The organism is Geitlerinema sp. PCC 9228 (assembly GCF_001870905.1).
Lineage (GTDB): Bacteria > Cyanobacteriota > Cyanobacteriia > Cyanobacteriales > PCC-9228 > PCC-9228.
Window position 1 is genome coordinate 1 of record NZ_LNDC01000112.1, and the last position, 26,304, is coordinate 26,304.

Consider the following 26,304-nt stretch of genomic DNA (forward strand, 5'->3'; position numbering starts at 1 on the left):
GCGTTGACAGGCAATTTTCGGGATTTGAGCCCATCTTGGCGTTCTCTCAGCCCATCATTGCCAACTTGCCGACAGATTTCCCACTACGACTCTACCTTTGAGCCTGGCGGCATGTCGGCTTGAGGGGAGAATTCGTAGCTGAGAGGCAACATGATGTACGAAAATAGATAAAAAAAATTTCGCCTGCTTTTTTAGATTGTAGACCTCAACTTGATTTTAACGGTGGCGACCGCCGCACGGGTTGCTTTTCATCCCTGCGCGTGAAAAGTCAGGGCTTTCAAGCTCCCGATTCATGGGGTAACTTCAAAAACTTCCGTTAAGATCGGCAACCGTCCCTGCCAAGTTGATCGACAATAGACAACATAGATAGCATTTGTGCAACGGTTTTTGCGAACCCTTACCTATCCCCAACTTGACTTGTGCTGCTTTCTAGATTTGGTTTTCAACTTCCGATTGGCCACCATTTCCACAGTGCCGAATACTTCTATTTTCTAAGATTTGACATATGCAACCAATTCGTACATTTAACGTTTCGCCCTCCCTACCGCCGCAGTTGGAAAAACTGCGCAAACTGGCATACAACCTCCACTGGGACTGGAACGTAGAAACGAAAGACCTATTCCGGCGTTTGGACCGGGATTTGTGGGAATCCAGCCGCCACAATCCCGTGTTAATGCTAGGAACCATCAGTCAAGAACGCCTCAAAGAAGTGGCGGAGGATGAAGGGTTCCTAGCGCAAATGGAACGCGCCGAAAGCCAGCTCGATGACTATCTCCGAGACCGCCGCTGGTATCGCAAAAATCGCTCCAATCCGCCCCAATCGGAATGCTACGCCTATTTTTCGGCGGAATTTGGCTTAACCGATTGCATGCCCATTTATTCTGGCGGTTTGGGCGTTCTAGCGGGGGACCACCTCAAATCAGCCAGCGACTTGGGATTGCCCCTAGTTGGAGTGGGATTGCTCTATCAAGAAGGATATTTTGCCCAATATCTCAACGCTGACGGCTGGCAGCAGGAACGCTATCCCATCAACGACTTCTACAACATGCCCCTGCATCTAGAAAGGGATGCGGAGGGCAACGAATTGCGCATTACCGTTGACTATCCGGGTCGGCAGGTCTACGCGCGAATTTGGCGCTGCCAGGTGGGTACGGTGCCCCTGTACTTGCTCGATACCAACATCGAACCCAATAATCCCTACGACCACGATATTACCGACGAACTCTACGGCGGCGACCTGGATATTCGCATCCACCAGGAAATTATGCTGGGCATCGGCGGCGTGCGTGCTTTGAAAGTGTTGGGATACGAACCTTCTGTTTACCACATGAACGAAGGACACTCGGCGTTTTTGACCCTCGAACGCATTCGCTGCCTGATGCAAGAAGATGGGCTGTCGTTTTCCGAAGCCCAGGAAGTGGTGATTGCCAGCAGCTTGTTTACCACCCACACGCCTGTTCCTGCTGGGTTCGATATGTTTCCGCCGGATAAGGTGACCTACTACTTGGGACACTATGCCAATATATTTGGCATGTCTGCGGAGGAGTTTCTGTCTTTAGGACGGGAAAATCCCGGGGATTTAGAGGCACCATTTAACATGGCGATTCTGGCTATTAAAATGGCGAGTTTTATCAATGGTGTCAGCAAGCTTCATGGTAAGGTTTCCCAGGAAATCTTTAAGGGGTTGTGGCACAATCTCCCCGTGCAGGAAGTTCCCGTTACTTCCATTACCAACGGCGTGCACGCGCGCAGCTGCGTTGCCCAACCGGTGCAGGAACTATACGACCGCTATTTGGGTCCCAAATGGTCTTCTGCTCCCAGCGACCACCCTTTGTGGGAACGTATTGATTCGATTCCCGATGACGAACTGTGGCGGTTGCACGAACGCTGCCGTTCCGAGTTGGTGGTGTTTGCCCGGGAACAGTTGCAACAGTGGATGCAAGATATTGGGGCGTCTCCTTGGGAAATTGCCAAGGCTCAAGATGTACTCGATCCCGGCTATTTGACCATTGGGTTTGCCCGTCGCTTTGCTACGTATAAGCGGGCAACGCTGTTTTTGTGGGACTTGGAACGTATCAAGCATATCATGCGGGATAAGAAGGTCCAGTTTGTGATTGCTGGGAAAGCCCATCCCAAGGATGTACCGGGTAAAGAGATGATTCGCGATATCATTCACTTTATCCGCGAACATGGCATGCACGACCATGTGGTGTTTATTCCTGACTACGATATTCATGTTTGCCGCAAAATGCTGTGCGGTTGCGATGTGTGGCTGAACAATCCCCGCCGACCCCGGGAGGCTTCGGGAACCAGCGGCATGAAAGCGGCGATGAATGGGTTACAAAATCTCAGTATTCTCGATGGCTGGTGGAATGAGGCGGATTACGTGCGTACTGGCTGGCCCATTGGCAATGGGGAGGTTTACGAAGACCGGGAGTATCAAGACCGGGTGGAAGCGAATGCTCTGTACGATTTGCTGGAACAAGAGGTAGCACCGCTGTTTTACGAACATCGCGATGAGGAAGATGTGCCCCGTCGCTGGGTGAAGAAGATGAAGGATGCCATCCGGTTGAATACGCCGCGGTTCAATACGGCACGCATGGTACGCGAGTATGCCTTCCATTATTTTGAAGCAAGCGATCGCTACCATGCCCTTACCAAGGATAAGTGCCAGCCTGCCAAAGAGCTAGCCAGTTGGAAACACCATCTGTTCGAGCATTGGTACGAAATGAAAATCCGCGATATTGATATTTCGGCACCGGCTGATATTCAGGTAAATGAAAATGTGGCGGTGAAGGCACTTATTGATTTGGGCCAACTCAACCCCCAAGATGTACAGGTACAGCTGTATGTAGGCAGCGTCAATGAAGATGGGGAAATTACTGATGGTACACCCATGGGCATGCAATACCAAGGACAAAATCCAGACAACATTAGCATTTACACCGGCAACATCAGTTACGATTCTTCCGGCTTACAAGGATTTTCTCTCCGAGTGCTTCCCCAACACGACAATTTGAGCAACGTATACGAGCCGCGTTTGATTTTATGGGCTGAAGGTGCCGAAGGATAGGCTTTTTCGCTGCTCTCTTTTAGGTTGAGAAATCCCCTCAGGTAGTTTTTGGGGGGATTTTATTTTTTTTGGGATTTGCTATGAGCGCCCCTACCAGGGCAATGGGGAAATTCCGGACAATCGTTGTTTTGCGGATTGTTGCTTTGATCCCCTCAATTGGGATGGTGTTTTTCCAGGAACTCTAGTAGTTTTTCTTCTTGGAAGGAGCGGGCCAATTGGAGGACTTTTTGGGAAAAGCTGGTCAGTTGGGGATCTCGTTGCTGTAGAGAGGCAACGTATTTTTGAACTTTTTTTAAACTCCCTTTGCGGGTGAGTTGGTACAGGGTTTCTATTGCGTCGGCAGGGGGAATGGTGGGGGGGTCTTCGTTGCTTGCGGGGGAGGGTTGGGGGGTTGGGGATTTCTCTTGGTAGATCCACTGCAATTGTAAGTGTTTTTCTAATTTTTGCAAGAGTTCTGCCGGGTCGATGGGGTGCGATAAAAAGTCGTTGCCACCGGCGGCGATGCTTTGTCGGCGATCGCTAGTTTGGGAAGTATCTAGCAATACGATAATGGGAAGATGGGCCAAGTATTGGCTTTGCCGAATTTGCCGCACCAGGTAAAAGCGATCGCTGTTAGGAAAAGTGGCTTTGGTTAGAATTAGATCGGGTATCAATTCCTGCGCCCGGCGGATGCCACTGGTAGTGTCTGTTGCTTCTACAATATCAAATCCTAACGGTTGCAAGCAATCTGCGATCGCGGCGCGGTTTTCTGGTTGGGAATCTACCACCAACAGGCAACGGGTGTAACCTTGGTAACCGGTGACTTGCCTCTGCTGGATTGACATACCTAGCTGAGAGCTGGGTTGCGCCAAGGGAAAATCAACATCAAACCAGAAAATACTGCCTACTCCCGGTTCGCTAATAACTTGAATTTCGCTATTCATGAGATTTATTATTTTTTGACTTAGAGATAATCCCAATCCCGTTCCTGCTGACTTTTGGTTGAGTTCGCCGATTTGCTCGAAAGGTTGGAAAATTTGTTCTAATTGTTCGCGATCGATGCCTACTCCCGTGTCTTGAATCTGAAAGCGCAGGCGTTGGTTGGTTGCTGTTTCCGCAAAATTGGTGGGTTGTGTTTCTAAAATAGATACTTGAAAGGTAACGTTACCGACTTCTGTAAATTTAACTGCGTTGTCGAGCAAGTTAGTCAGCACCTGTCGCAGCCGTTTTTCGTCGGCATATACCGCTTCGGGAAGCTGCGGGTCGGGTTCGTAGGTGAGGGTAATATTTTTGCGGTTAGCTTGAAATTGGTATAAATGCACAATGCGAGCAAGCAAAGAAGGCAGGTGAAACTCGCTGGGATGCAGTTGCAGCTTTTGCAATTCGATTTGAGAAAGTTCCAAAATATCGTTGATGAGGGTCAGCAGGTGGGAACCGCATTCTTCGATGATTTGCACGTTTTGGCGATCGCTCTCGCTAATGGTCGCACAGCGGCGTAAAATCTGAGCGTAGCCCAAAATGCCGTTGAGGGGGGTACGCAGTTCGTGACTCATGGTAGCAAGAAACCGACTTTTGGCACGGTTGGCGGCTTCGGCGGCTTGACGTGCGTGTTCCAGTTCCGATTCTACTTGTTTGCGTTCGGTAATGTCAGCGGCTACACCCAGAACGTAGGTTTCTTGAGTTTCTGGTAATTGCAAAGGCGTTTTGATGGTCTGAAAATGACGCAGTTGCCGATTACCATTGGTGACGCTTTCTTCGAGAATACGCGTTTCGCCAGAACGAATAACCTGCTGGTCGTCTTGGTGAAATTGTTCCACTTGTTGGCGGTTGGGGTTGAAGTCGGCATCGGTTTTGCCGATTAAGTCTTCAATGGTGGTTCCGTAAACATTGGCCAAAGCTTGGTTGGCTAGCCGAAAACGACCTCGATTGTCTTTAACAAAAATAACGTTGGGATTGGTATCGATGACTTTGCGGAGAAAAGTTTCTTGTTTTTGTAACGTTTCTTCACTGTTTTTTAAGGAAGCTGTGCGGTCTTGAACTTGTTTTTCCAGCTGTTGGTTAGCTTGTTGTAGCTGGATTTGTGCTTGCTGCCGTTCGTACAAAACAGTTGACAGGCTTAAAATGGTCAGGGTAATGACGCTGAGAAACAGTTGAAAGGAGGTGATGGCTTCTAGCATGGAAGTTTCCACAAATTGGTTAGCGTTTTTGGTGGTAATTTCCCAGATGGCTAGTGCCGAGAGGATGGCAATCGATAGAGTCACGATTTGCCGGTTGAAACGATAGGCTATCCAAGCCAGCAGGGGCAGTAACAAGTATTCTAGAGAGAGGGATTGTGTAAAGGTAATATTTGTAAAAGCGATCGCACCCCCTAGCAGCCATACCAACTCGACAATTTGGTATTTCGATTGCACCCAATTTCCAGGAGATCCTTCGCTCCAGGTAAGAAATAGAGGCGTGGTTACAAAAATTCCTGTAATATTACCGACCACCCAAGTTTGCCAAATGCGTCCGAAAAGGTCCCAAGGAGCTTGTTCGGTGGCACATAAGATGATTCCTCCCAGGGTAGCACTGGCGAGGGGAGGGGCGATCGCGACGATGCCAATAAAAATAAAAGCGTCTTTTAATTGACTCAACCAAGGCGGTTGGCTGAAACGACGTAAAATCCAACCTCCCAATGCAGCTTCGCTGGTGTTGGTTAGAGCCACCCCAACAGGAAGAAGGAGACTGACAGCAGATAAGTTATAGTAGATTAGGTTGGCAATGAAGTAACCTAGGAACAAACCTGGCAGAACTTGCAAGCCAAAGATGGCTATCCATGCGATCGCAATTCCCGAAGCAATCCAAACCACCGCTGCCTTTCCATCCGGTAAGGTTAGCAAATAGAAACCAACTTGACTCGCCAGAAGTGCAAGCACAGCAGCCAGAAGATTTTTGGCGATCGTAGGGTTTCGTAACCAAGACGACAAACTAGAGAAATCCATGGTCTTTTAGAAATCACAACAACTGGAGACAACCAAAACCGCTACTATGAGATCGGTTAACCCCCCATATTCCCCGAGAAAACCAATTATTGTTGCTGTTGTCTCTGCGTACTACAGGTTTTTAAAAATTCTAGCAATTCCGTTTCTTGGAATCTACTGGCTAGCCGGGCAACTTTCCGAGCAAAAGTCTGTAACTTTGGGTCAGCTTGGGATAAACCGCGAACGTATTTTTCCAGTTTTCTCAAACTGCCTTTGCGGGTTAGTTCTTGGAGGTAATTTAGTTCTTCCATAGACGGTAAGAACAAAACTTCGATACTGTCAGATTCCGATTCTTCTTCGTTAGAGATGGCTGGGGTTGTTTCTTGGAGAATCCATTGTAGCTGCAGATGGAAAGCCAGTTTTTGTAGCAGTTCTGCAAAATCCACTGGTTTGGGAAGAAAATCGTCGCCGCCGGCTTTTTGAAATCTTTCCCGATGGCTGGGAAAAACGTTGGCAGAGGAGACAATAATAGGGATTTTGGCAAGTTCTGGCGCTTGGCGCAGTTGTTGCAGCCAGTCGGCTTCGTTTTCTGGAAAAACCGAGGTATCGGTAATCGCTAAATCGGGGGGCAATTCTCGACTTTTGCGCCATATGGCAGATGGATAGGTGGCTTCTACAATTTCAAATCCCAACGGTTGCAAGAAATTAGCAAAAACGGCACGATTTTCCCAGCAATCGTCTACTACCAAAATGCGTCGTTTTTTCCCGCGATAGCCTACAATAGAATGGCTGTCAAAGCGATCGCTTGGCTTCGTTTGTTGGGTGCTTTCTTCCCCCACAGGAAGCACAACATCCAACCAGAAAGTACTGCCATACCCAGGAGTACTGCGAACTTGAATGTGGCTATCCATAAGTTGGGCAAGTTTTTGACTTAAAGGCAAACCCAATCCCGTTCCTTGTATTTGCCGGTTATCGGGAGTGACTTGCTCGAACGGTTGAAAAATATTGTCAATTTTTTCCGGTGGGATCCCCATACCGGTATCCTGAATTTCAAAGCGAATGGTGGCAGTAGGATGACCCATATCGCTTGTCGTTTCTCTAGTTATCGCAGTCGCCTGAAAAGTAACATTGCCTGCATTGGTAAATTTCACAGCATTTCCCAATAAATTGACCAAAATTTGCCGCAGCCGTTGTTCGTCTCCTACCACCATTTTCGGCAATGCCTCGTCGGCTAAGTAGCAAAAGGCAAGTTCTTTTTGCTGTGCTTTAATGCGACACATTTGCACGACCCCAGTCAGAAAGGAAGGCAAGTGGAAAGGTGCCAAATGCAGTTCCATTTTCTTGGCTTCGATTTTGGATAGATCCAAGATATCGTTGATGAGGGTCAGTAAATGGGAACCACAGTCGTTAATGATTTTCGCACTTTGGCGATCGCTTGCAGAAATTTCTGGCGATCGCTGTAGAATTTGGGCATATCCCAAAATCCCGTTCAGTGGCGTGCGCAATTCGTGGCTCATAGCCGCCAGAAACTCGCTTTTCGCCGCATTTGCCGCATCGGCTTGTTCCTTGGCAACCGCCAGTTCCGCCGTGCGCGCTTCCACTTTTTGTTCTAGTGTTTTAGAATAGTCCTGCAACTGCTCGTACAAATAGGCATTTTCTAAAGAAATCGCCGCTTGCACTGCTAAAATTCGCAAAATTTCCCAGCGACTTTCCGTAAAAGCGCCCCGCGTAATGGTATTTTCTAAATAAAGAATTCCTTGCAGTTTCCCTTGATTGACCAACGGCGCACACAACAAGGATTGGGGTTGGTTTTGTTGGATGTACGGGTCATCGACAAAATTTCCCGATTCTGTAGCTTCATTTAACAAGACCGTCTCCCGCGTGCGAGCCACGTAGTTCACAATCCGAACAGATAAGCGAGAAGTATACTGTTCTACCGGGATAGATTGGCGCACTTGTGGCGGTTCAGTTTCGCTGTTTTTACTGGCTTCCACCAGGAGTTGGTTGTTGGTAGCGCGAATAAACATTCCCCGTTGCGCGCCGGCATTTTCCACCGATGTATCGATCAAAGAAGCCAGCAATTTATCGAGAACCAATTCGCTGGAAATGGCACTGGTGGCTTTGATAACTGTAGCCAAATCCAGGGTTTGGTTGCTATCTGAAAAACTGGTAGAATCTTTTTGCGGTCTAATTTCCTTTTCTTGAGCCAGCCAGTGGGGATATTGACCGGCGAGCAAGCTGGTTTTTGCCCAAGCACCCCACCGTTGATAGCTATCAAAAGCTTCTTTGAGATAGATTTTGGCAATGGTTTCCATACCTTGTGCGTGGTAAAAAGCACCCGCCAACTCCCAACCCAAAGCCTCTTCCTGCAAGTATCCATTGGATCGAGCACCTGCGATCGCGCGTTCGTAGGCTTGTGCGGCTTGCCAGGGATGGTGGGAAAGTCGAGCTTGTTCGGCAGCCACTAGATCCAACTTGTGTTGGAAATTCTGGGGAGCGTGGCTGGCCCAAATTTTCATTTTTTCTTGGTTGGCAGTAACGTGCTGCCAATATATTGGTTGTTCTGTGGTACTAGCATGGGGATAAAGTGCCAACAAAGCCAACGACTCGTAAAGAGATTTAACCGATAAATAATAGATACCCACCGCTGCTGCTTCGTAAGTTTCCGATTGTTGGCTGTAAAGGTAGCTGGCAGCAAAATCGCCAAATGTATAGCTAAGTATAATTTTGGCTAGATAAAATACAAACAAACTGGCATGATTGTTACTCTCGTTCAACCAAGCTAGCATATCCGCTTCCCGCATCCAAGTTCCCGTCAGTTCTCGATTTTGGCAGGCCGGCGCTTGTAAATTTTCTGCTACTTGTCCGTAAATACAACTGTTAATATAGGGATGTTCCTGATTGATGCGGCGGGCAAAATTGGCATTCGCCAGCAGCTTTTCTTGTACGAAGGGAAGTGGCGTGCCTAAATGGAAGGTATACAGTGCTGCCATCATGCGGCTGTAACCGGCAAATTCCAAATCGCCAGTCTCCAAACCATCTTCCGCACTGGCATCGAGGGGGTCGATGGTGGTTTGCAGGTGTTCTTGCCAACAGCGAATAAAGGTGTTAAAGACCAATCCTACTTTGCAGCTGACGGCTTTGGCTTGCAAGCGGTCCAACAATTTCCAGGCTAACTTGCCGTACTGGTAGCCGCGGGAAATATTTTCCAAAGTTGCGCACAAACACAAGCCATACTGTACGTAAGCAAAAGGAGCAATGGTAGAATGACCGTGGTGCTGGCAAATGTTGACCATGGTGAAAATAATTTGCGGATGCAGGGAAGGATCGGAACAATAGGCAGCTGCGACCATATGGCTGAGAATTTTTAATCCCGATCGCTTGTTAGGATTTTGAAGGAGAGGTAGTTGGTAGAGGGTATCTAAGTTGGCTGCTTCTGGTGGCGTGCTATCGATAGAAATTTTGAGTTGTTGCAGCACTTGCTTTCCTAAATGCAAAGCCGATTGCATTTGGTTTTGGGAAATATAAAATTGCATGAGGTTTTCATAGGCGGCGACACGATCTAAAATAGAACGGGCATGTTGCTCGATGGTGTCAAAGCAAGCATGCATTTTGGAAAAATCGCCCCCTAAATAAGCCGTTTCCATGGCTTCCACGTGCAATTCTAGGGTGAGTTGGTAGCGATCGCGCCAGTTGTTTTCGCCGAACTCTTGTTGTACAATGTCCATACCGGCTTGCAAGTAGCTAGCGGCGGCCGTGTAGGCGGTGGCAGTTTTGGCTTTTTTGCCAGCTTGCAGGTTTAAATGCGCGATCGCTTCCCGTTGCGAAGCATTTGCCAGTGCTACCCCTAGGTTCAACCGATCCACCATGGCAAACAGCCGTTCCTCGTATTTTTCCGCATCGGTTTCCTGCTGCCAGAGGCAACCGATTTGCAGGTGAATTTGTTTTTTTTCCGCTTCCGGTAACAAGCTATACGCCGCTTGCTGTACCCGGTCGTGGGAAAATCGGTAGGTAGCAACGGACAAATCGATATCCAACTGGGAAGTCGGCAGCAAAAATCCCGCTTGCACTATAGGTAACAACTGGCGTTCGATGTTGGCTTTGCTATCGCCAGCAATTTGCGAAAGCAGGGTGAGTTCAAATTTCGTTCCGATGCAGGCAGCTAGGGATAAAATCCGTTGGGTGGTGGCAGGTAGTTTTTGCAACTTTTCCACCATCAATGCTACCACGTTGTCGGTAATGCCTTTGGCTTGAATGCGGCCTATATCCCACTGCCAAACCTTGGCTTTGGCATCAAACCACAGGCAGCTTTCCTCGTATAAAGTAGCGAGAAACTGATTGATAAAAAAAGGATTGCCGCCGGTTTTTTCCGCAGTCAGATTGGCGAGGGGAAACGGGTTGCTTTGCAGTTGGTGGCGAAAGGTATCGCAAATCAGCTGGCTGATGTGGTTGGCGGTGAGGGGAGGCAGTTGTATGTGAGTGACGGTGGCATTTTGTTGTTGCAGTTTTTGCCAAGCCAGCAATAGGGGATGACCGGGGTCCACTTCGTTATCCCGATAGGCACCCACAAATAGCAAGTGAGCCAGATCGCGATCGCCAATCGTACGTTCTATGAATTTTAACGTAGCCGCATCCGCCCACTGCAAGTCATCTAAAAAAATAACCAAGGGATGCTCTGGCGCGCAAAACGTACGAATAAATCGCTGGAAAACCAAATAAAAGCGATTTTGGGATTCCGTCATTCCCAACGCTGGTGCTGGCGGTTGTGGACCAATGATTGCTTCTATTTCTGGAATTGCGTCAATAATAATTTGTGCGTTGTTCCCCAAAGCCGCTTGCAATGTTTCCCGCCACTGCTGCAGCCGGGTTTCGCTTTCTGCCAGCAACTGCCTCACCAAACCGGCAAAGGCATCCACAATGGCAGCGTAGGGGATGTGGCGTTGAAATTGGTCGAATTTTCCCCAAATAAAATATCCCCGCTTTTCGGTGATGGGTTTGTAAATTTCCTTGACCAAAGCCGTTTTGCCAATGCCAGCGTAACCGCTAACCAAAAGCAATTCGGCGGTTTGTTGGTTGGCTACTCGGTCAAATCCAGCCAGCAGCATCTCGATTTCCTTTTCCCGACCGTAGAGTTTTTGAGGAATTTGCAGTTGGTTCGCAAAATCCTGTTCGCCAAGGGGAAATTCGCAGATGGTTCCCCTTTGTTGCCACTGCTTCCGGCAGCGTTCCCAATCCGCTTGCAAGCCAGCAGTACTTTGATAGCGGTCTTCGGCGTTTTTTGCCATGAGTTTTTCTATAATTTGTGCGATCGCTGCTGGGATATCCGGTCGCTTTTCGGTGACCGCAGGCGGCGATTTCGCCAGGTGACAGTAAACCAATTCCAAGGAATCTTTTCCTACAAAAGGTAATTCCCCGCACAAAAGTTCGTAGCAGGTGACGCCTAGGGAGTAAAAATCTGTGCGATAGTCTAAGGTACGATTGGTTCTGCCAGTTTGTTCGGGAGATAGATAAGCAATGGTTCCTTCTAGGGTATTGGGATGGTTGGGGGTGGGGGTTTCGCCGCTGAGTTGGGTGGCAATGCCAAAATCAATAATTTTGACCACCCCAGTCTCAGGGTTGAAGGCGATATTGCTGGGGTTGATATCTTTATGAACGATATTTTGGGCGTGGATTTGGGATAAACTGTCCGTAATTTGGATAGCCAACGGCAGAAATTCATCCACCGATAGGGGTTGCTGCCTCTGCTGCAGCCACGCTTGTAGAGAAATGCCGCCAAAGTCTTCTAAGATCATGGCGAGGCTTTTGTTGTAGGTTCGCAGTTCGTAGGCTTGGGGAACACCTGGGATGTTTTGCTGGCGCAACAGGTGGTATTCTTGTTGGTAGCGTCGCAACTGTGCGGGGGAATGGCGATCGCTTTTGAAAATTTTAACCATGACCGGTTGGCGGTCTGCTACGCGCAAGCCACGGTAAACCTGTGAAGTTTCGCTATCGGAAACCAAAGCCAATACTTCGTATCCATCGAGATCCATAAAATGCAAACCAAAAATAAGGATACTGTGAAGGTTTATATCGGAAATAAGAGATTGAGAACCAAAGTTCGCATTTGGTGGAGAAGATACCGGCAAGTTTCAGCCGCAACCCACGGTCGTACATAGAAGAATCGTTGACCCGCATCAGCCATCCCAGCTTGCCAGCCATGTAGGATTTTTAGTTGATTTCGCCCATTGTTGACTTTTTGAGATCGATTGACCGCCTCCAGAGGGAACTACCGCTCCCTATTTTATCCCAAAATCTTTCTATACATTTAAGATATGTTAAGCTACGAACCGAATTTGATGGGAGCGAGCTAATTTACGTGTTTTCTACGTGTTTTCTACGAGATTGCGATCGCGAAATATCAAAAAAATTTTCTCTAAACCGTATTTTTCGTGAAAATACGGGAGCTTGAAAGCCCTGTCTCTTTCCCAGCAGGAAGGAAAAGCCACCTGTGCTACCATTTATTTGTGCAACCAAGCTGACAGCATTTTTGCCGAGGTACTGAATTTGAAAGCTCTTGAGCGAGTTTCTGTCCATTTTGTCTAATGAAGCGAGCATCTCACGAATAGAATTCATGAGAGTGTCAATCTGGTAGGGAAAGCTATCCTCGTTTTTACAGTCCCATCGGTGGATTTTATTTTTTTGTTAAAATTCCTCTAGCAGATGCAACGGTAGGCAAGCTGATTATGGAATACACAAACATTGGTCCTCTCAACAAATCGGTTTCCCGCGTTGGTTTGGGAACCTGGGCCATTGGTGGTTGGATGTGGGGTGGAACGGAAGAAAGGCAATCCATTGACGCCATTCTCTGTGCACTGGAACGCGGTGTTACATTGGTAGATACAGCTCCCATTTACGGGTTCGGTCGTTCGGAAGAAATTGTCGGCAAAGCCATTGCTGAATATGGCCAGCGGGATGAGGTGGTTCTTGCTACCAAGGTAGGTTTGGAGAAAAACGACGACGGCATCTTTCGCAAGTGTACCCGCGATCGCATTTTCCAAGAAATCGACGCTTCCTTACAACGATTGCAAACCGATTATATCGATATTTATCAAGTTCACTGGCCCGATCCGGTGGTTCCCTTTGAGGAAACGGCAGGGGCCTTAAAGGAATTATACGAACAAGGGAAGATTCGCGCCATCGGCACCAGCAACTATTCCCCCGAACAAATGCAGCAATTCCAAAATGCTGCTCCTCTGCATTCCCACCAACCCCCTTACAACTTGTTTGAACGCGGCATCGATAGCGATGTTTTGCCTTACTGTCGCGATCGCGGTATTGCTCTCATCACCTACGGTGCCCTTTGTCGGGGATTACTGAGCGGTAAAATGTCTCCCAAGCGTCAGTTTCAAGGGGACGACTTGCGCAAAATGGATCCCAAATTCCAATCTCCCCGCTACCAACAGTATCTCGAAGCTGTGGATAAATTGGATCAATTTGCTCAGGAAAACTACAACAAGCGTGTTATTGACTTAGCCGTGCGTTGGATTTTGGACCGCGGCGTCAGCGTTGCTCTGTGGGGAGCCAGAAATCCCGCACAATTGGAAACTGTTGACCGGGTCGCTGGCTGGTCATTGCAAGAAGATGACTTTGCAGAGATCGATCGCATCCTCACAGAAACCATTAAAGACCCTGTGGGTCCGGAATTCATGGCCCCTCCCAGCCGCCAACAAGCAACCGCTTCCTAGGATTTTTTCCACCAAACGACACATCGGGGCAACCACAAAGGTTGTCCTGGTAACCACCGAACCTAGAGAAAATGCTATAATAAATTGCTAATTGATTTGCTGAAAATTATCTCCATTTCCAAGTTTTGTTTTTGATATTTGGAAGGTTCGTTTTTGGAAAAGCTGATGGTCAAACGTTTCCTGTCATCTACTGCCGTAACCCTAAGTACCCTTATCCTCTTTGGCTGTACCCCGGAAACCAGCCGACAACAGTTGGAAATTCAGCAAAAATTTGCCTCTCCAACCAACAACCAAGAACTCCAAATAGAAAATTGGTACCGACAGGAAGAATTATATATCAACAGCCGTTCGGAAAATCGTCTTTCTCCCGCAGAAATGGATACTTGGGTGGCGGTAGAAGTAACAGGAACCAATACCTCCCAAACCGATACCAGTTCATTAGCTGGCGAATATCTTCTGCAAGACGCGCAAGGTCGCCAATACCAACCCTATGAAAGCGATACCATCGAACAATTCCGTCAGGAAAGAAGGTTTCAAGCAATTGACGCCGATATCGAACCGGGAAACAGTGCTAGCAGCGTTCTCCTTTTTCAAACTCCCCAAGACGCGCAAGAGTTTTGGTTGCAATGGGGGGAGCATACCATTTATTTAGGTTGCACGCAAAAAGCTCAAGAATGTGCCGGTCTTCAGGGGGAAACTTCGCCGCATCCTTTAATGAAAATACCACCAACGGCGGTAGAACTGCGAGCGAAAAATATTTTGGATGTTACCAATCGCATCCAACAATCCTATCGCTTGAAAAACGATCGCTTTGCGGAAAGTTGGGAAGACTTGCAACTGGATTTGGAACGGTTTTCCCGGGGAAAATTTTACGACTATCAAATCGAAAAAGCCGATAAAAATGTAGCGATCGCTACAGCTAAAGCCAAATATCCCGATCGCTTAAAAAGTTTCACCAGCGTAATTTATTTGAACGATAGCAATAATAGCATCACTGCCGATTTGTGCCGCACGGAAACCGTTTCCGGCACCCCACCAACCCCCGAAATTGCTGATAGCGGTCAAATTGATTGTACCGGTGGTCTGGTAGAATATCCCGCCAAACTATCGGCAATTGAACGCCACAAAAACTACGGTGTCATTCTCATGTATCGCAATGAAGATAGCATTCGCGAACAAGCCACTCGTCTAAAAGACCGTCTGGGAGACCAAGGATTTCGAGTATTGCAGTTTGAAGCAGTCAGCGAACCCAAGCGTTTGTATGCCTACGACCGCAAACCAGGAAATGCCTATTTAAGTTTTGACACTTCAGTTCCCGATGGCATCCGCGAAAGCGTATCGCAAAATGTCTTAGAATTCCTTCCCAATATTATTATTGATGAGGTGGAGAAGGCGAGGAATAATTACTTTTTGATTTGGTTGCTTTGAGGGGTGGCATACTTATGAATGCGATCGCACTCCGCTCGAACAATTTCTCCAAAGATATTTCCGCGAAAGAAATTGCGATTTCGCTATCAGTTGTACGCCGTCTCGAACAAGAGTTTCCGCCGTTCAAAGATACTGATTGCCAAGTTGGTATTGGCGTTGCCACGGGAGGCAATCGGGTTTTTATTGGTCTTTACGATCGCTTGAATGTAGAAGCAGAACGCAAACTTCCCCTAACAACAACACACGGTAAGGAAGGCTTTACCCGCATCACAATTGATACTATCTTCTTTCCCAAAAATGGGATTTAAAAGCATTACAAGCAGTTTTGCGATCGGAAATCGCCACTCTGTTCGTTTCAACTTACTCCACTCGAATACGCGTTGGATATTGACGTTTCCAAGCGCGATACCCCGTCTCCCTTATTGGCAAGACGTGTCGCCAGCAATGTGTAAGGAACTCGTGGCAGCGTTGTCTCTCGGCTGTATGGATTGATTGAGTGAAAAAGAACAAAAGACTAACTTTCCCAGAAAGTATTGACAAATTTGAAAAAATAGAGGAAAATCGATCCTAGACATAGGGTGGTGGTGTTCCATCGCCATAAAAAAGGGGAGGTCGCGGACGCCTTTACCCAAACATCTAACCTGCGCAAAAATAGAATTTTGTTCGTACAAAATACCAACAAATGCCACCAGTGGGAAAAACAACCAACCCATAGGCACCTCTGGTAGCAGTTAAAAGCGAATCCCTACTTGTCCGTTAATCCCGCGTATGGCATGATATCCTACACCCAAAAAGATATTGCTAGGACTAACCCAATCACTGGACAAAAAATGACATTCGTGTCGATTGCGTTCGGTTCGTCCAGCCTTGGTCTCGTAGCAGACTCCGTTATTTCGGTCATGACACCTTTCGCGGTCCAGCCTGAAGCTCTGTCGTTCGTCGTTAAACAGGTCTAGGTGATTCTAGAAAATCCAGTGCGGCGGATGCCAAAAGCCGAAATCACATTGGCGAGGAAAACTTAACCCGCAAACAGCGGAGTTCATCCATAAAGCTGACTTAACGCAGGTTCGGCAAAACCAATTGTCCCAATTGTCGCGATGCCAATGGTGGCACTAGCAGCGAATAGTTTTTGAAAAAGGAAATGCATAAAACAGTTTGATTTCAATTAAGCTCGCAGTTCATACTATCACGAAAGGTATATTTTTTCGTATATTCTCGATCGGGTTGCCATTTTTGTACAAAAGCGACATCACGAACTTAGATATCAATATCAAAGCGATTTTTCCGGGGTCTACACTTTTTTGACTTTGAATATTTTCTGCCTACCATTTTCTACCCCATCACCTCATCCAACAGATTGTTCACTTGAGAAACGCCAACCAGGGTATTGGCACACAAAATCCCTGATGCTGCTACAGCAGGAACGCCAATGCCTGGCATGGTACTGTCGCCAACCCGATACAACCCCTGAATAGGCGTTTGGGTACTGGGAAACATACCTTCCTCGCAAGCAATCGCTGGTCCGTAGGTGCCTTGGTAGCGACGCAAATAACGCGCATGGGTCAAAGGCGTACCAATCAATTCTACCACCACGCGATCGCGAATGTCGGGAATTACTTTTTCCAAAGCTTGGTAGAGAGATTCGGCTTTTTCTTGTTTTTTCTGGTGGTAGTGGCGGTCTCGCTGCCAGCCGGTATAGGGTTCTAAGGTATAAGCGTGAATGGTATGGTGGCCTGCTGGTGCCAAATTGGCATCCCAAACGCTGGGAATGGAAATCATGCAAGTATTGCCAGGAAGGGTAATATCTTGGTTGCTATCGCGAACGACCACATGGTGACCGTTTAAATCTGACAATCCGGTGGCGCGAATGCCCAAATGTAGGTGTATGAAACTTTCCACCGCTGGCGTTTGCAAGCTTTTTCTGCGGTAATCTGCTGGCAAATCTTGGGGTTGCAAAAGATGTTCGTAGGTATCCCAGAGGGTAGCGTTGGAAATGACGGTGTTGGCGGTGATGGTTTCGCCTTTGCGGGTACGAATGCCGCAAGCGCGACCGTTTTCTACGAGAATTTGTTCTACGTGGGTTTTCAGGCGCAGTTCGCCTCCCCAACGCTGCAATCCCCTCACCAAAGCGGCGACAATGGCTTCGCTGCCGCCGATGGGATATTCGATGGCTACGCGATCGCGTTCTCCCAACATAAAGGCAACTTCCGGTAAAATGGTACCGCGTGCTTTTAATCCCGACAGCAGAAAGCATTCTACATCAATTAACCTTCTCACAAAGCTATCGCTGACATGGCGGTCCATGACTTCGCCGACGGATTTTTGTACCATTCCCAGATGGGGAAGCAACGACAGCAACCCCGGAATGTAGCGCATCAGGGTAAAAATTGCCTGCCAGTCCGACCGCAATGCTAAAGTGGGAACTGCTTGCAAGCCTTTATACAAGTCTAACAGTTCTTGGGCAAATTTTTGATATTCCCTAGCACCTTGTGAGGTTATTTGCGCGATCGCTTCTAGATATTTTTGCAAATCTCCATATACGGGAAACTTGGCTTCGGGAAAATGATAAATTCCCAGCGGCGAATAGGGAACCACTTCTATCGATTCTCCCAGAACTTGCAACACTTGCCGTAAAGGATTGACGCTGTTGGTATCGGCAAGACCGCAATAAAACGAAGGTCCGGTATCGAAGCGAAATCCCTCATAAGAAAAACCGTGCGCGGCACCACCAGGAACGGTATGGCTTTCGCAAACCAACACCCGCCGACCGTAACACGCCAGCAAAGCGCCAGCAACCAAGCCGCCAATACCGCTGCCTACAACGATAACATCCCAATCTACCATCAGCTTTCCTTAAACTGCCAAGAACTGCGCGATCGTGTCTTGACTCAACTCGCTGGTTGGTCCCGAAGCTACCACGCCACCTCTTTGCAAAGCATAGTAGCGATCGGCTTGGCGCACGAAATGCAAGTGCTGTTCTACTAATAACACAGAAATGCCTTCCGATTCCACAATGCGCCGGATGGCATTTTCAATTTCTAACACAATCGATGGTTGGATGCCTTCGGTGGGTTCGTCCAATACTAACAAACGGGGTTTTCCCATTAAAGCACGCGCGATCGCTAATTGTTGCTGCTGACCGCCGCTTAAATTTCCCCCCATCCTTCCCAACATGGACCGCAAAGCCGGAAATAATTCCAAAATTTCCTCGGGAATCTTAGAACTTTTCACCGTTTTTTGACGCGCTTCCCATCCCAATAATAAATTCTCTTTAACCGTCAATCGGGGGATAATTTCCCGACCTTGGGGAACGTAACCAATTCCCATTCTCGCACGACGGTCCGGCGTTTTCTTATTAATTTTTTCCCCATCAAATACAATCGTTCCCCCACGCGGCGAAAGCAACCCCATAATTGCTTTCATCAACGTTGTTTTTCCCACCCCATTGCGACCGATAACGCATACCATTTCCCCAGCTTCAACGCTTAAATCGATATCGCGCAAAATGTGACTTTCGCCATAAAAAACATTTAAACTCGATACCTGCAACATTAGGCTACTTCCTCCGATTTTCCTAAATAAACCTCAATGGTTCGCGGGTCGTTTTGGACTTCTTCCATGGTTCCTTCGCACAGAACCGAACCTTCATGCAAAACTGTTACGTGGCGGTTGAGTTGGCGTACGAATTCCATATCGTGTTCGATAACCAAAATGGTATGGGATTCGGACAAAGATACCAACAAATCTCCGGTTAAAAATGTTTCTTCATCGGTCATTCCTGCTACTGGTTCGTCTACTAATAGTAGTTCCGGGTCTTGCGCGACCAACATGCCAATTTCCAACCACTGTTTTTCCCCATGGGATAAAAAGGCAGCTTGGATATTGGCTTTGGCGGTTAAACCCACAATTTCTAACAGCCGACCGATTTTTTCTTTTTCTGATTTGGTGCGCCGGGAAAACAAACTAGCAATAACGGTTTTATTGGGAACTACTGCCAGTTCTATATTTTGCCAAACGGTGAGATTGGAATAAACTCGCGGAGTTTGAAATTTGCGACCAATTCCCAAACGCGCAATTTTATATTCGGGAAAACGCCGCAAATCTTTGCCTTTGAAATAGATACAACCGCTGGTGGGTTTGACTTTACCAGTGATAGCATCCTGCAATGTGGTTTTGCCAGCACCATTGGGTCCGATGAGAACCCGCAGTTCCCCTTCGTATAAAGTTAAATTGAGATGGTTGATGGCTTTAAACCCATCAAAGGAAACGGTGACGTCTTGAATTTCTAAAATGGGGTTCATGGTTTTTCTTGATGGCTATCTTCAACGGTTTCTTCGCGTTCCTGTTGCACTTCTGGGTTGGCTTCAATTTGTGGATAGGTGGCGAGGTATTTATCCATTCCCAACCAACGACGCAGGTAAAAAATCCCGTCTTGACGCAGCCAGCCAATGATGCCGTTGGGAAGAACAGTCACCACAATTAAGAACAAAGCGCCTTGGAAAAATAGCCAAATTTCGGGAAATTGTTCGCTGAGAAAAGTTTGCGCAAACCGTACCAGTAATGTCCCTAAGATAGCACCAACTAGAGTACCGCGACCGCCGACAGCAACCCAGATTACCATTTCGATGGAGAAGGCGATTTCCATGGAAGATTGCGGGGTGATAATTCCCGACTGCACGGTATATAAAGCACCGGCAATGCCTGCCAATCCCCCAGAAATAGCAAATACCAAAACTTTAAATCCGGTGGGGTTGTAGCCAGAGAACAAAACCCGATTTTCATCATCGCGAATGGCAATTAACAAGCGGCCAAATTGTCCGCCAATCAACCATCGGCAGAAGGCATAGGCAAGGGCAACGGCTATGACGGTGATGATATAAAATACCAGTTGTACGCTGTCGGAACCTACTTGATAGGTACCGAAAAGATTGGTGGTGGAGGTTTTTAATCCGTTGGTCCCGTTAATGAGTTTTTGCTGTCCGTTGAAGAAGTTGTAAAATACTAGCAAGGCGGCTTGGGTGACGATGGAGAAGTAAACGCCGCGAATGCGATTTTTAAATAGCAAATAGCCAAATAAACCGGCGACGATGCTGGGAATTAAGAAGATAGCGACGATGGAAAAAGGAAAGGAATGGAAAGGCTGCCAAAACCAGGGCAATTCTTGTACGCCGTAGAGGGAAAAGAAGGAGGGAATTTGACCTTCGGGTAGCTGCAAGTTTAGATGCATGGCAAAGGCATATCCTCCCAAGCCAAAGAAGATGCCATGACCCAAACTTAACAATCCGGTGTATCCCCAGATGAGGTCGATTCCCAAAGCTACGATCGCTAAGGATAAGAATCTGCCCAACAAGTTGAGTCGAAATGTTGGTAAAATTAAAGGGATAATGGCTGCTAGAAGAAAAGCGATCGCGATGACGATGCCGGTTTCTAGCAAGACTTTTTTACGCTGTCTTTTTTTATAGGTTCCTTTCGCGATCGCAGTATCCCAAGTCATACACTCATCCTACCAAATTGCTACGATCGTCCTTTCTGCGGGAACAAGCCTGCCGGACGGATTTGTAAAAAGGCGATAATTAAAGCAAAAACCATGACTTTCGCCATACTGGTGGTGGCAAAAAAGTTGAAAAAATCTACAATGGCTTGCCAATCGGAAAATACCAATGCCATCACTCCCGAACCAATCAAATAGTTGGCTGTACCAATCAACAAAGCGGCGACCACGCTGCCAACAATTTTGCCAACGCCGCCAACCACCACCACCATAAATGTATCGACAATGTAATTCACGCCTACGTTGGGACCTACCGACCCCAACAGGGTAATGGCGCAACCGGCAATGCCTGCCAATCCCGACCCCATGGCAAAGGTCAGCGCATCCACTTTGGCGGTGGGAATTCCCAGACAGGAACTCATGCTGCGATTTTGGGTAACCGCGCGAATGCGCAATCCCCAGTTAGACCGGTTGAGAAACCAGTAGGTTCCCAACACACACACAATGGTTAGTCCAATAATAAACAAGCGTGCGTAAGGCAGTTGAAAGCCTCCCACTGGTAAGCCTCCCCGCAACCAATTCGGCGCGGTGACATCCACGTTTTGCGCGCCAAACCAGGGTTTTGCCAGGAATTCCTGACTTTGCAACGCCACACCAGCGGTAATGGCAAGGCCAGCAGCTAAAACGGACAATACTCCGATTGCGCGCTTGTGAATGTTTTCCCATTGGGTGTAGCGCCGCAATAGCCACTGCGATCCAAAAAATAACAAACAAAACAAACCAATGGCGATCGCGAAATTCCAACTGACGCTACGCACAAACTGGCGCAAAATTAAACTAATACCCCAAGTAGCCAGTAAGGTTTCCAAAGGTCTGCCGTACAAATGACGAATAACGCCCCGTTCTAAAATCAGTCCCATTAACGCTGCTACGAAAAAAGCGGCTGGCAAAGCGGCAAAAATATAAAACTCTAGCCAGCTTTCTCCCAGCCAGGCAAACCCATTTTGCACGACATAGGTGGTGTAAGCACCTAACATCATTAGTTCTCCGTGAGCTAAATTAATCACCCCCATCAGTCCCAGCACAATTGCCAGTCCCAATGCCGCCAGCAGCAATACCGAACCAATGCTGATGCCGTTGAAAACGCTACTGAAAAAGAGCAGCAACTTTCTGTTCCCCCAAACACGCCAAAAATCGAACGGTAAGATGGGGGCAGTTTCCTCTGGCTGCCCCCGCTATGCCTAGCTAAATTTTATACTTGCCGCCTTTTTCCGGATCGGACCAGTCGCAGGCGAAGCCTTTGGTTTCCGGAACGTATTGGTTCCAGGGTTTCGGTTCGACAGCACCATCGGTTTCCGAGATAATTTCAAACAAACCATCTTCACGGACGCGACCCACGCGCACCCACTTAGACAAGTGATGGTTGGCATTCATGGTGACTTTGCCTTCGGGGGCATCGAAACTCTGACCGTAGGCCGCCTGACGTACGGCTTCTAAGTCGGTAGCGGTTCCCGCTTGTTCCACGGCTTGCTTCCAAATGTATACCATGTTGTAAGCCGCTTCCATAGGGTCGTTGGTCACCCGGTCTTCGCCGTATTTGTCTTTAAATTTCTTCACCCACTCTTGGTTTTTCGGGGTATCTACGGTTTGGAAATAGTTCCAGGTGGCGTAGTGACCCTGTACAAACTCTCTGCCGATTTGACGCACTTCTTCTTCGGAAACGCTCACCGACATAACCGGATATTTATCTGGTGTCAAACCAGCACCTTGCATTTGTTTGAAGAAAGCAACGTTGCTATCGCCGTTGAGGGTATTAAAAATTACGCCACCATCGGGTAAAGCAGTTTGAATTTTGGTGATAATCGGGGTTACTTCCGTACTTCCCAGGGGCAAATAATCTTCGCCAACGGTTTCGCCGCCTTTGGCTTTGAGTTGTTGCTTGATAATGGTGTTGGCGGTGCGGGGAAATACGTAGTCAGAACCGATGAGGAAGAACTGGTTGCCTTTGTTTTCTAAAAGCCAGTCTACTGCTGGCTGAATTTGCTGGTTGGGGGCCGCACCACTATAGAAGATGTTTTTGGAACATTCCTGACCTTCATACTGCACGGGATACCACAGCATATGGTCTTTGGATTCAAACACCGGTTTAACCGCTTTGCGACTGGCGGATGTCCAGCAGCCAAAGACGGTAGCGACTTTGTCTTGTTCGATTAGCTTGCTGGCTTTTTCGGCAAAGGTTGGCCAGTCGGAAGCACCGTCTTCTCTGATGGGTTCGATTTGTTTGCCTAAGACACCGCCGGCGGCATTGATTTCTTCAATGGCTAGCATTTCCGCATCCACCACGGTGGTTTCGCTAATAGCCATGGTACCGCTAAGGGAGTGCAAAATGCCTACCTTGATGGTATCGCCACTGGCAGTTGTGGCTGCTGTTTCGGTGCTGGTGTCGCTGGTTTCGCCGTTGTTGCCGGCGGTTGTATCGGTGCCGCCACCACAGGCTTTTAAAAAGAGGCTAGCGCCCAAACTAGCAGAACCATATAGTAGAAATTTACGTCGGTTGAATCTACGAGCCATATTGATTTTTTGCTCCTATCTTTTCATTGCTCCCAAGCAAAAATGTTTGTGGTTGGGTGCGGTTTTGAGATGCTGGACTTTTGGCTTTGCCGCTGCTGGATTGGCTCCTGCAATCGGTTTTTTCTACTTGGATTTTTTGAAGAAAAAAGGGGGTTCTTTTTGCCTAGGATGGCGATCGCTTTTTTCCAGTTTTTGGCTAAGGATAGATGGCGCGATCGCCGCAAAAAAACTTATCGATTGGTTGTCAATCCTATGATGGAGTGCTGGAAAAATAATGTATTCTACGATACAAAAAATCAAACTCTTCCCTTAACTGGGGCATTTTCCCAGCAATTTTGCCGCCACCATCCTTCAAGTTTGTTGGTTGGTTTCAATTGGTTTTGATTGCGATATAACGATTAAGTTATTTATAAATTCTACGACTTTTTCCAAACCGGTTTGGGTTTTTAAATTGGTAAAAACAAACGGTTTTTCGCCACGCATGGCTTGGGCATCCCGTTCCATCACCGCTAAATCTGCGCCCACGTAGGGTGCCAGGTCGGTTTTGTTGATAACCAACAGATCGGATTTGGTAATGCCAGGACCGCCTTTGCGGGGGATTTTGTCGCCGGCAGCTACGTCGATGACGTAAATGGTACAATCGGCAAGTTCCGGACTGAAGGTGGCTGCCAGATTGTCACCGCCGCTTTCGATGAAAATTAACTGCAAATCGGACAATTGTTCTTCCAACTGCGCGATCGCAACCAAATTCATGGAAGCATCTTCGCGAATGGCGGAATGGGGGCAGCCGCCGGTTTCCACCCCTTGAATGCGGTGGGCTTCTAAGGCTTGCGATCGCACCAAAAATTCCGCGTCTTCTCGGGTGTAAATATCGTTGGTGACCACCGCAATTTGGTAGCGCGATCGCAAAGCTTTGCATAGGGCATCCACCAACGCCGTTTTTCCAGAACCCACAGGACCGGCAACACCAATTCGCAGTACGTTCGCCATCTCTATTTCCCTCCATTTCTTTATCTAGTAGGATAAGCCATTGGCGAGCTGTTAAAAATTATACAATTACAAAGAAAATCTAAAAAATCGATGTCTGGCGGTTGAGCTTCATACTGTATTTTATCGAAATGATTGGGGCTGCGCGACGGTAAAACAGCCATTCGCCTCCACCAGAAAGCCAAATTTTTCATAGGATTGAATTTCGATCGATTTTTCTCTCAGCGATCGCATCTTTTTTTGAAAGAAAACATATATATTGTCTACACGAAACAAACCAATTCAGATCGAATATATAGAAATTTTTGACACTTAGAGAATTTTCCTGCATTTTTGTAGCCCCAAATACTTCTTTCCCCTAGAATTTTCTCGTATCTTAACCAAGACTTAATCGTTTCTGACCCCGTACCGAGAATCTTTTTATTGTGTGAGGAGAGGAACTATGTTCCACAGATTCCCAGCGATCGCGGCGATCGCGCCAGCAGCTCTGGCAATTCCCAGTTTGTACGTCCTCCCAGCAACAGCAGCAGACCCAACGCCTGTTTCCGAGTTACAACAACAAGCATCTACACCAAATTTTGCAGATGACGAGCTATCTCAAGTTACCTCCGTTTCCCAGCTACGAGACGTACAACCCACCGACTGGGCATTTCAGGCTTTGCAATCTTTAGTCGAACGTTACGGCTGTATTGCCGGCTATCCCGATCGCACCTTCCGGGGCAACCGAGCCATGACGCGCTACGAATTTGCTGCTGGCTTGAATGCCTGTATGGAAGTGATGACCCAGCTCATCGAACAAAGTACCGCCGACCTCGTAAGACAAGAAGACCTAGCTACCCTGCAACGGCTGCAAGAAGAATTCCAAGCCGAACTGGCTACCTTGCGCGGTCGTGTAGATAGTTTGGAAGCGCGCACCGCGGAACTAGAAGCCAACCAATTCTCCACCACCACCAAACTCAGCGGCGAAGCTGTCTTTGCCCTCAGCGACTCTTTCAACGACGACCGAGACACCCAAACCGTCTTCCAAGGTCGGGCGCGTTTGAACTTTGTTGCCAGCTTCACCGGCAGAGACCAGTTGAACGTACGTTTGGATGCCGGCAATGCCGAATTTGTCGGGGGGACCAACCAAGGAGCTTTTACATATAATTTCGACAGCGGCAACAGCTTCGAGCTAGGTTGGATGGCATACTATTTCCCCATCGGCGATAAAATTCAAGTATATTTGCCCGCGGCATTCCCCTTATGGCAGGACTTCGTACCCACCATTAGCCCGGAATTGGAAGGTTTCACCGGTGCCAACAACGCCCTCACCAGCTTTGGTGAATCGAGTCCCATCTACAAAATCGGCTTGGCGGCCGGTGGCGGTATTGGTGCCAACTACCAACTGAGCGACCAACTGACCATTTCCGCCGGTTACTTTGGTGGCGATTCTTCTGACTCCGGTCTAGGAACGGGCTTGTTTAACGGTGAATATTCTGCCCTGGGACAAATTACTTTTGAACCCACCGACGATATTCAACTGGCTTTTACTTACGTAAATGCTTACTTTAGCGAACGAGGCAGCGATACGGCCATCTTCGATTTGGGCGTTGGGACCAACAACGGCGTTCAACCCTTTGGCGCTGGTGCTGCGACCATTACCAACTCCTTTGGTTTGCAAGGGTCTTGGCGCTTGTCTTCTCGCTTTGTAATGAATGCCTTTGGTGGATACACGGATGCCTCCGAAACCGAAGGCAGCGATGATGCGGAAATTTGGTATTACGGTTTGGGTTTGGCATTTCCTGATTTGGGACAAGAAGGCAATCTTGCCGGCTTGATTGTGGGGGCAGAACCCTATGTCGGTGGTCTCAACGGCAGTGCTGCCGAACCTAATGCTGACGATGTTGCCTGGCATGTGGAAGGATTTTACCGCTACCGGCTCAACGACAATATTTCCATTACGCCTGGTGTGGTCTGGCTGACATCTCCCAATGGGGAAGATGATGCCGACGATACAATCTTAGGAACGATCCGCACCACGTTTATGTTCTAGTTGCTTCCTGCTTCCTGGGTGGGTGGGTGGGAAGGGAATCTACGTTGTCGTTCGCTTGT

15 protein-coding genes are annotated in these 26,304 nt (G+C 47.8%); 5 read left to right on the top strand and 10 right to left on the bottom strand.

The features are described from left to right. The first annotated feature begins 505 nt into the window (after positions 1-505). Positions 506-3,073, top strand: a complete 2,568-nt coding sequence (gene glgP, locus AS151_RS12345) for an alpha-glucan family phosphorylase (protein ID WP_071517369.1) — start codon at positions 506-508, stop codon at positions 3,071-3,073. A 152-nt stretch (positions 3,074-3,225) separates the two neighbouring features. Here glgP and AS151_RS12350 read toward each other — a convergent pair whose 3' ends face one another. The 3 genes from AS151_RS12350 to AS151_RS21565 form a co-directional block, all read right to left on the bottom strand. Further along, complete coding sequence (locus AS151_RS12350; protein WP_071517370.1) at positions 3,226-5,967, bottom strand: MASE1 domain-containing protein; 2,742 nt, start codon at positions 5,965-5,967, stop codon at positions 3,226-3,228. Between the two features lie 152 nt (positions 5,968-6,119). Beyond that, positions 6,120-12,041, bottom strand: coding sequence for a hybrid sensor histidine kinase/response regulator (locus tag AS151_RS12355; RefSeq protein ID WP_071517371.1), 5,922 nt, complete (start codon positions 12,039-12,041; stop codon positions 6,120-6,122). 322 nt (positions 12,042-12,363) lie between these two features. Further along, entirely contained in the window at positions 12,364-12,624 is a 261-nt protein-coding gene (locus tag AS151_RS21565; RefSeq protein ID WP_139240637.1) for a hypothetical protein, read from the bottom strand. 110 nt (positions 12,625-12,734) lie between these two features. Between AS151_RS21565 and AS151_RS12360 the strand changes: the two genes are divergently transcribed. The 3 genes from AS151_RS12360 (at position 12,735) to AS151_RS12370 (ending at position 15,472) form a co-directional block, all read left to right on the top strand. Next, positions 12,735-13,736, top strand: coding sequence for an aldo/keto reductase (locus AS151_RS12360; RefSeq protein ID WP_071517372.1), 1,002 nt, complete (start codon positions 12,735-12,737; stop codon positions 13,734-13,736). Positions 13,737-13,901: 165 nt separating this feature from the next. Then, on the top strand, positions 13,902-15,164 hold the full coding sequence (locus tag AS151_RS12365) for a type IV pilin-like G/H family protein (protein ID WP_071517373.1): 1,263 nt from the start codon (positions 13,902-13,904) through the stop codon (positions 15,162-15,164). Positions 15,165-15,178: 14 nt separating this feature from the next. After that, positions 15,179-15,472, top strand: a complete 294-nt coding sequence (locus AS151_RS12370; RefSeq protein WP_071517374.1) for a hypothetical protein — start codon at positions 15,179-15,181, stop codon at positions 15,470-15,472. A 1,024-nt stretch (positions 15,473-16,496) separates the two neighbouring features. Here the strand turns inward: AS151_RS12370 and AS151_RS12385 are convergent. The 7 genes from AS151_RS12385 to ureG form a co-directional block, all read right to left on the bottom strand. After that, a complete protein-coding gene (locus AS151_RS12385; protein ID WP_071517377.1) occupies positions 16,497-18,008 on the bottom strand; it encodes an NAD(P)/FAD-dependent oxidoreductase in 1,512 nt (503 codons plus the stop codon). A gap of 9 nt (positions 18,009-18,017) precedes the next feature. Continuing rightward, entirely contained in the window at positions 18,018-18,716 is a 699-nt protein-coding gene (gene urtE / locus AS151_RS12390) for an urea ABC transporter ATP-binding subunit UrtE (RefSeq protein WP_071517378.1), read from the bottom strand. Further along, the gene (urtD, locus tag AS151_RS12395; protein WP_071517379.1) at positions 18,716-19,465 is read right to left on the bottom strand and encodes an urea ABC transporter ATP-binding protein UrtD; all 750 of its coding nucleotides are present in this window, start codon (positions 19,463-19,465) and stop codon (positions 18,716-18,718) included. The genes urtE and urtD overlap by 1 nt, the downstream gene beginning before the upstream one ends. Then, positions 19,462-20,658: an urea ABC transporter permease subunit UrtC gene (gene urtC / locus AS151_RS12400; protein ID WP_071517380.1), complete on the bottom strand. Its 1,197-nt coding sequence runs from the start codon at positions 20,656-20,658 to the stop codon at positions 19,462-19,464. Before urtC ends, urtD begins: the two co-directional genes overlap by 4 nt. Before the next feature lie 20 nt (positions 20,659-20,678). Continuing rightward, positions 20,679-21,821 carry a branched-chain amino acid ABC transporter permease gene (locus AS151_RS12405; RefSeq protein ID WP_071517381.1) on the bottom strand — a complete coding sequence of 381 codons (1,143 nt, stop codon included), beginning with the start codon at positions 21,819-21,821 and terminating at the stop codon, positions 20,679-20,681. Positions 21,822-21,900: 79 nt separating this feature from the next. Further along, on the bottom strand, positions 21,901-23,226 hold the full coding sequence (urtA, locus tag AS151_RS12410; protein ID WP_071517382.1) for an urea ABC transporter substrate-binding protein: 1,326 nt from the start codon (positions 23,224-23,226) through the stop codon (positions 21,901-21,903). A 351-nt stretch (positions 23,227-23,577) separates the two neighbouring features. Further along, positions 23,578-24,216, bottom strand: coding sequence for an urease accessory protein UreG (gene ureG, locus AS151_RS12420; RefSeq protein ID WP_071517384.1), 639 nt, complete (start codon positions 24,214-24,216; stop codon positions 23,578-23,580). A 439-nt stretch (positions 24,217-24,655) separates the two neighbouring features. On the opposite strand from ureG, the gene AS151_RS12425 reads away from it, so the two are divergent. Then, on the top strand, positions 24,656-26,245 hold the full coding sequence (locus AS151_RS12425; RefSeq protein ID WP_071517385.1) for an iron uptake porin: 1,590 nt from the start codon (positions 24,656-24,658) through the stop codon (positions 26,243-26,245). Positions 26,246-26,304 lie beyond the last annotated feature (59 nt).

What these genes read in the sequence shown, in the direction of transcription:
- AS151_RS12360 (WP_071517372.1), top strand. Translation starts at nt 12,735, where the DNA reads ATGGAATACACAAACATTGGTCCTCTCAACAAATCGGTTTCCCGCGTT.
- AS151_RS12355 (WP_071517371.1), bottom strand. Translation starts at nt 12,041, where the DNA reads ATGGATCTCGATGGATACGAAGTATTGGCTTTGGTTTCCGATAGCGAA.
- AS151_RS12370 (WP_071517374.1), top strand. Translation starts at nt 15,179, where the DNA reads ATGAATGCGATCGCACTCCGCTCGAACAATTTCTCCAAAGATATTTCC.
- AS151_RS12385 (WP_071517377.1), bottom strand. Translation starts at nt 18,008, where the DNA reads ATGGTAGATTGGGATGTTATCGTTGTAGGCAGCGGTATTGGCGGCTTG.
- AS151_RS12365 (WP_071517373.1), top strand. Translation starts at nt 13,902, where the DNA reads ATGGTCAAACGTTTCCTGTCATCTACTGCCGTAACCCTAAGTACCCTT.
- urtE (WP_071517378.1), bottom strand. Translation starts at nt 18,716, where the DNA reads ATGTTGCAGGTATCGAGTTTAAATGTTTTTTATGGCGAAAGTCACATT.
- urtD (WP_071517379.1), bottom strand. Translation starts at nt 19,465, where the DNA reads ATGAACCCCATTTTAGAAATTCAAGACGTCACCGTTTCCTTTGATGGG.
- AS151_RS21565 (WP_139240637.1), bottom strand. Translation starts at nt 12,624, where the DNA reads ATGAATTCTATTCGTGAGATGCTCGCTTCATTAGACAAAATGGACAGA.
- ureG (WP_071517384.1), bottom strand. Translation starts at nt 24,216, where the DNA reads ATGGCGAACGTACTGCGAATTGGTGTTGCCGGTCCTGTGGGTTCTGGA.
- urtC (WP_071517380.1), bottom strand. Translation starts at nt 20,658, where the DNA reads ATGACTTGGGATACTGCGATCGCGAAAGGAACCTATAAAAAAAGACAG.
- AS151_RS12425 (WP_071517385.1), top strand. Translation starts at nt 24,656, where the DNA reads ATGTTCCACAGATTCCCAGCGATCGCGGCGATCGCGCCAGCAGCTCTG.
- urtA (WP_071517382.1), bottom strand. Translation starts at nt 23,226, where the DNA reads ATGGCTCGTAGATTCAACCGACGTAAATTTCTACTATATGGTTCTGCT.
- glgP (WP_071517369.1), top strand. Translation starts at nt 506, where the DNA reads ATGCAACCAATTCGTACATTTAACGTTTCGCCCTCCCTACCGCCGCAG.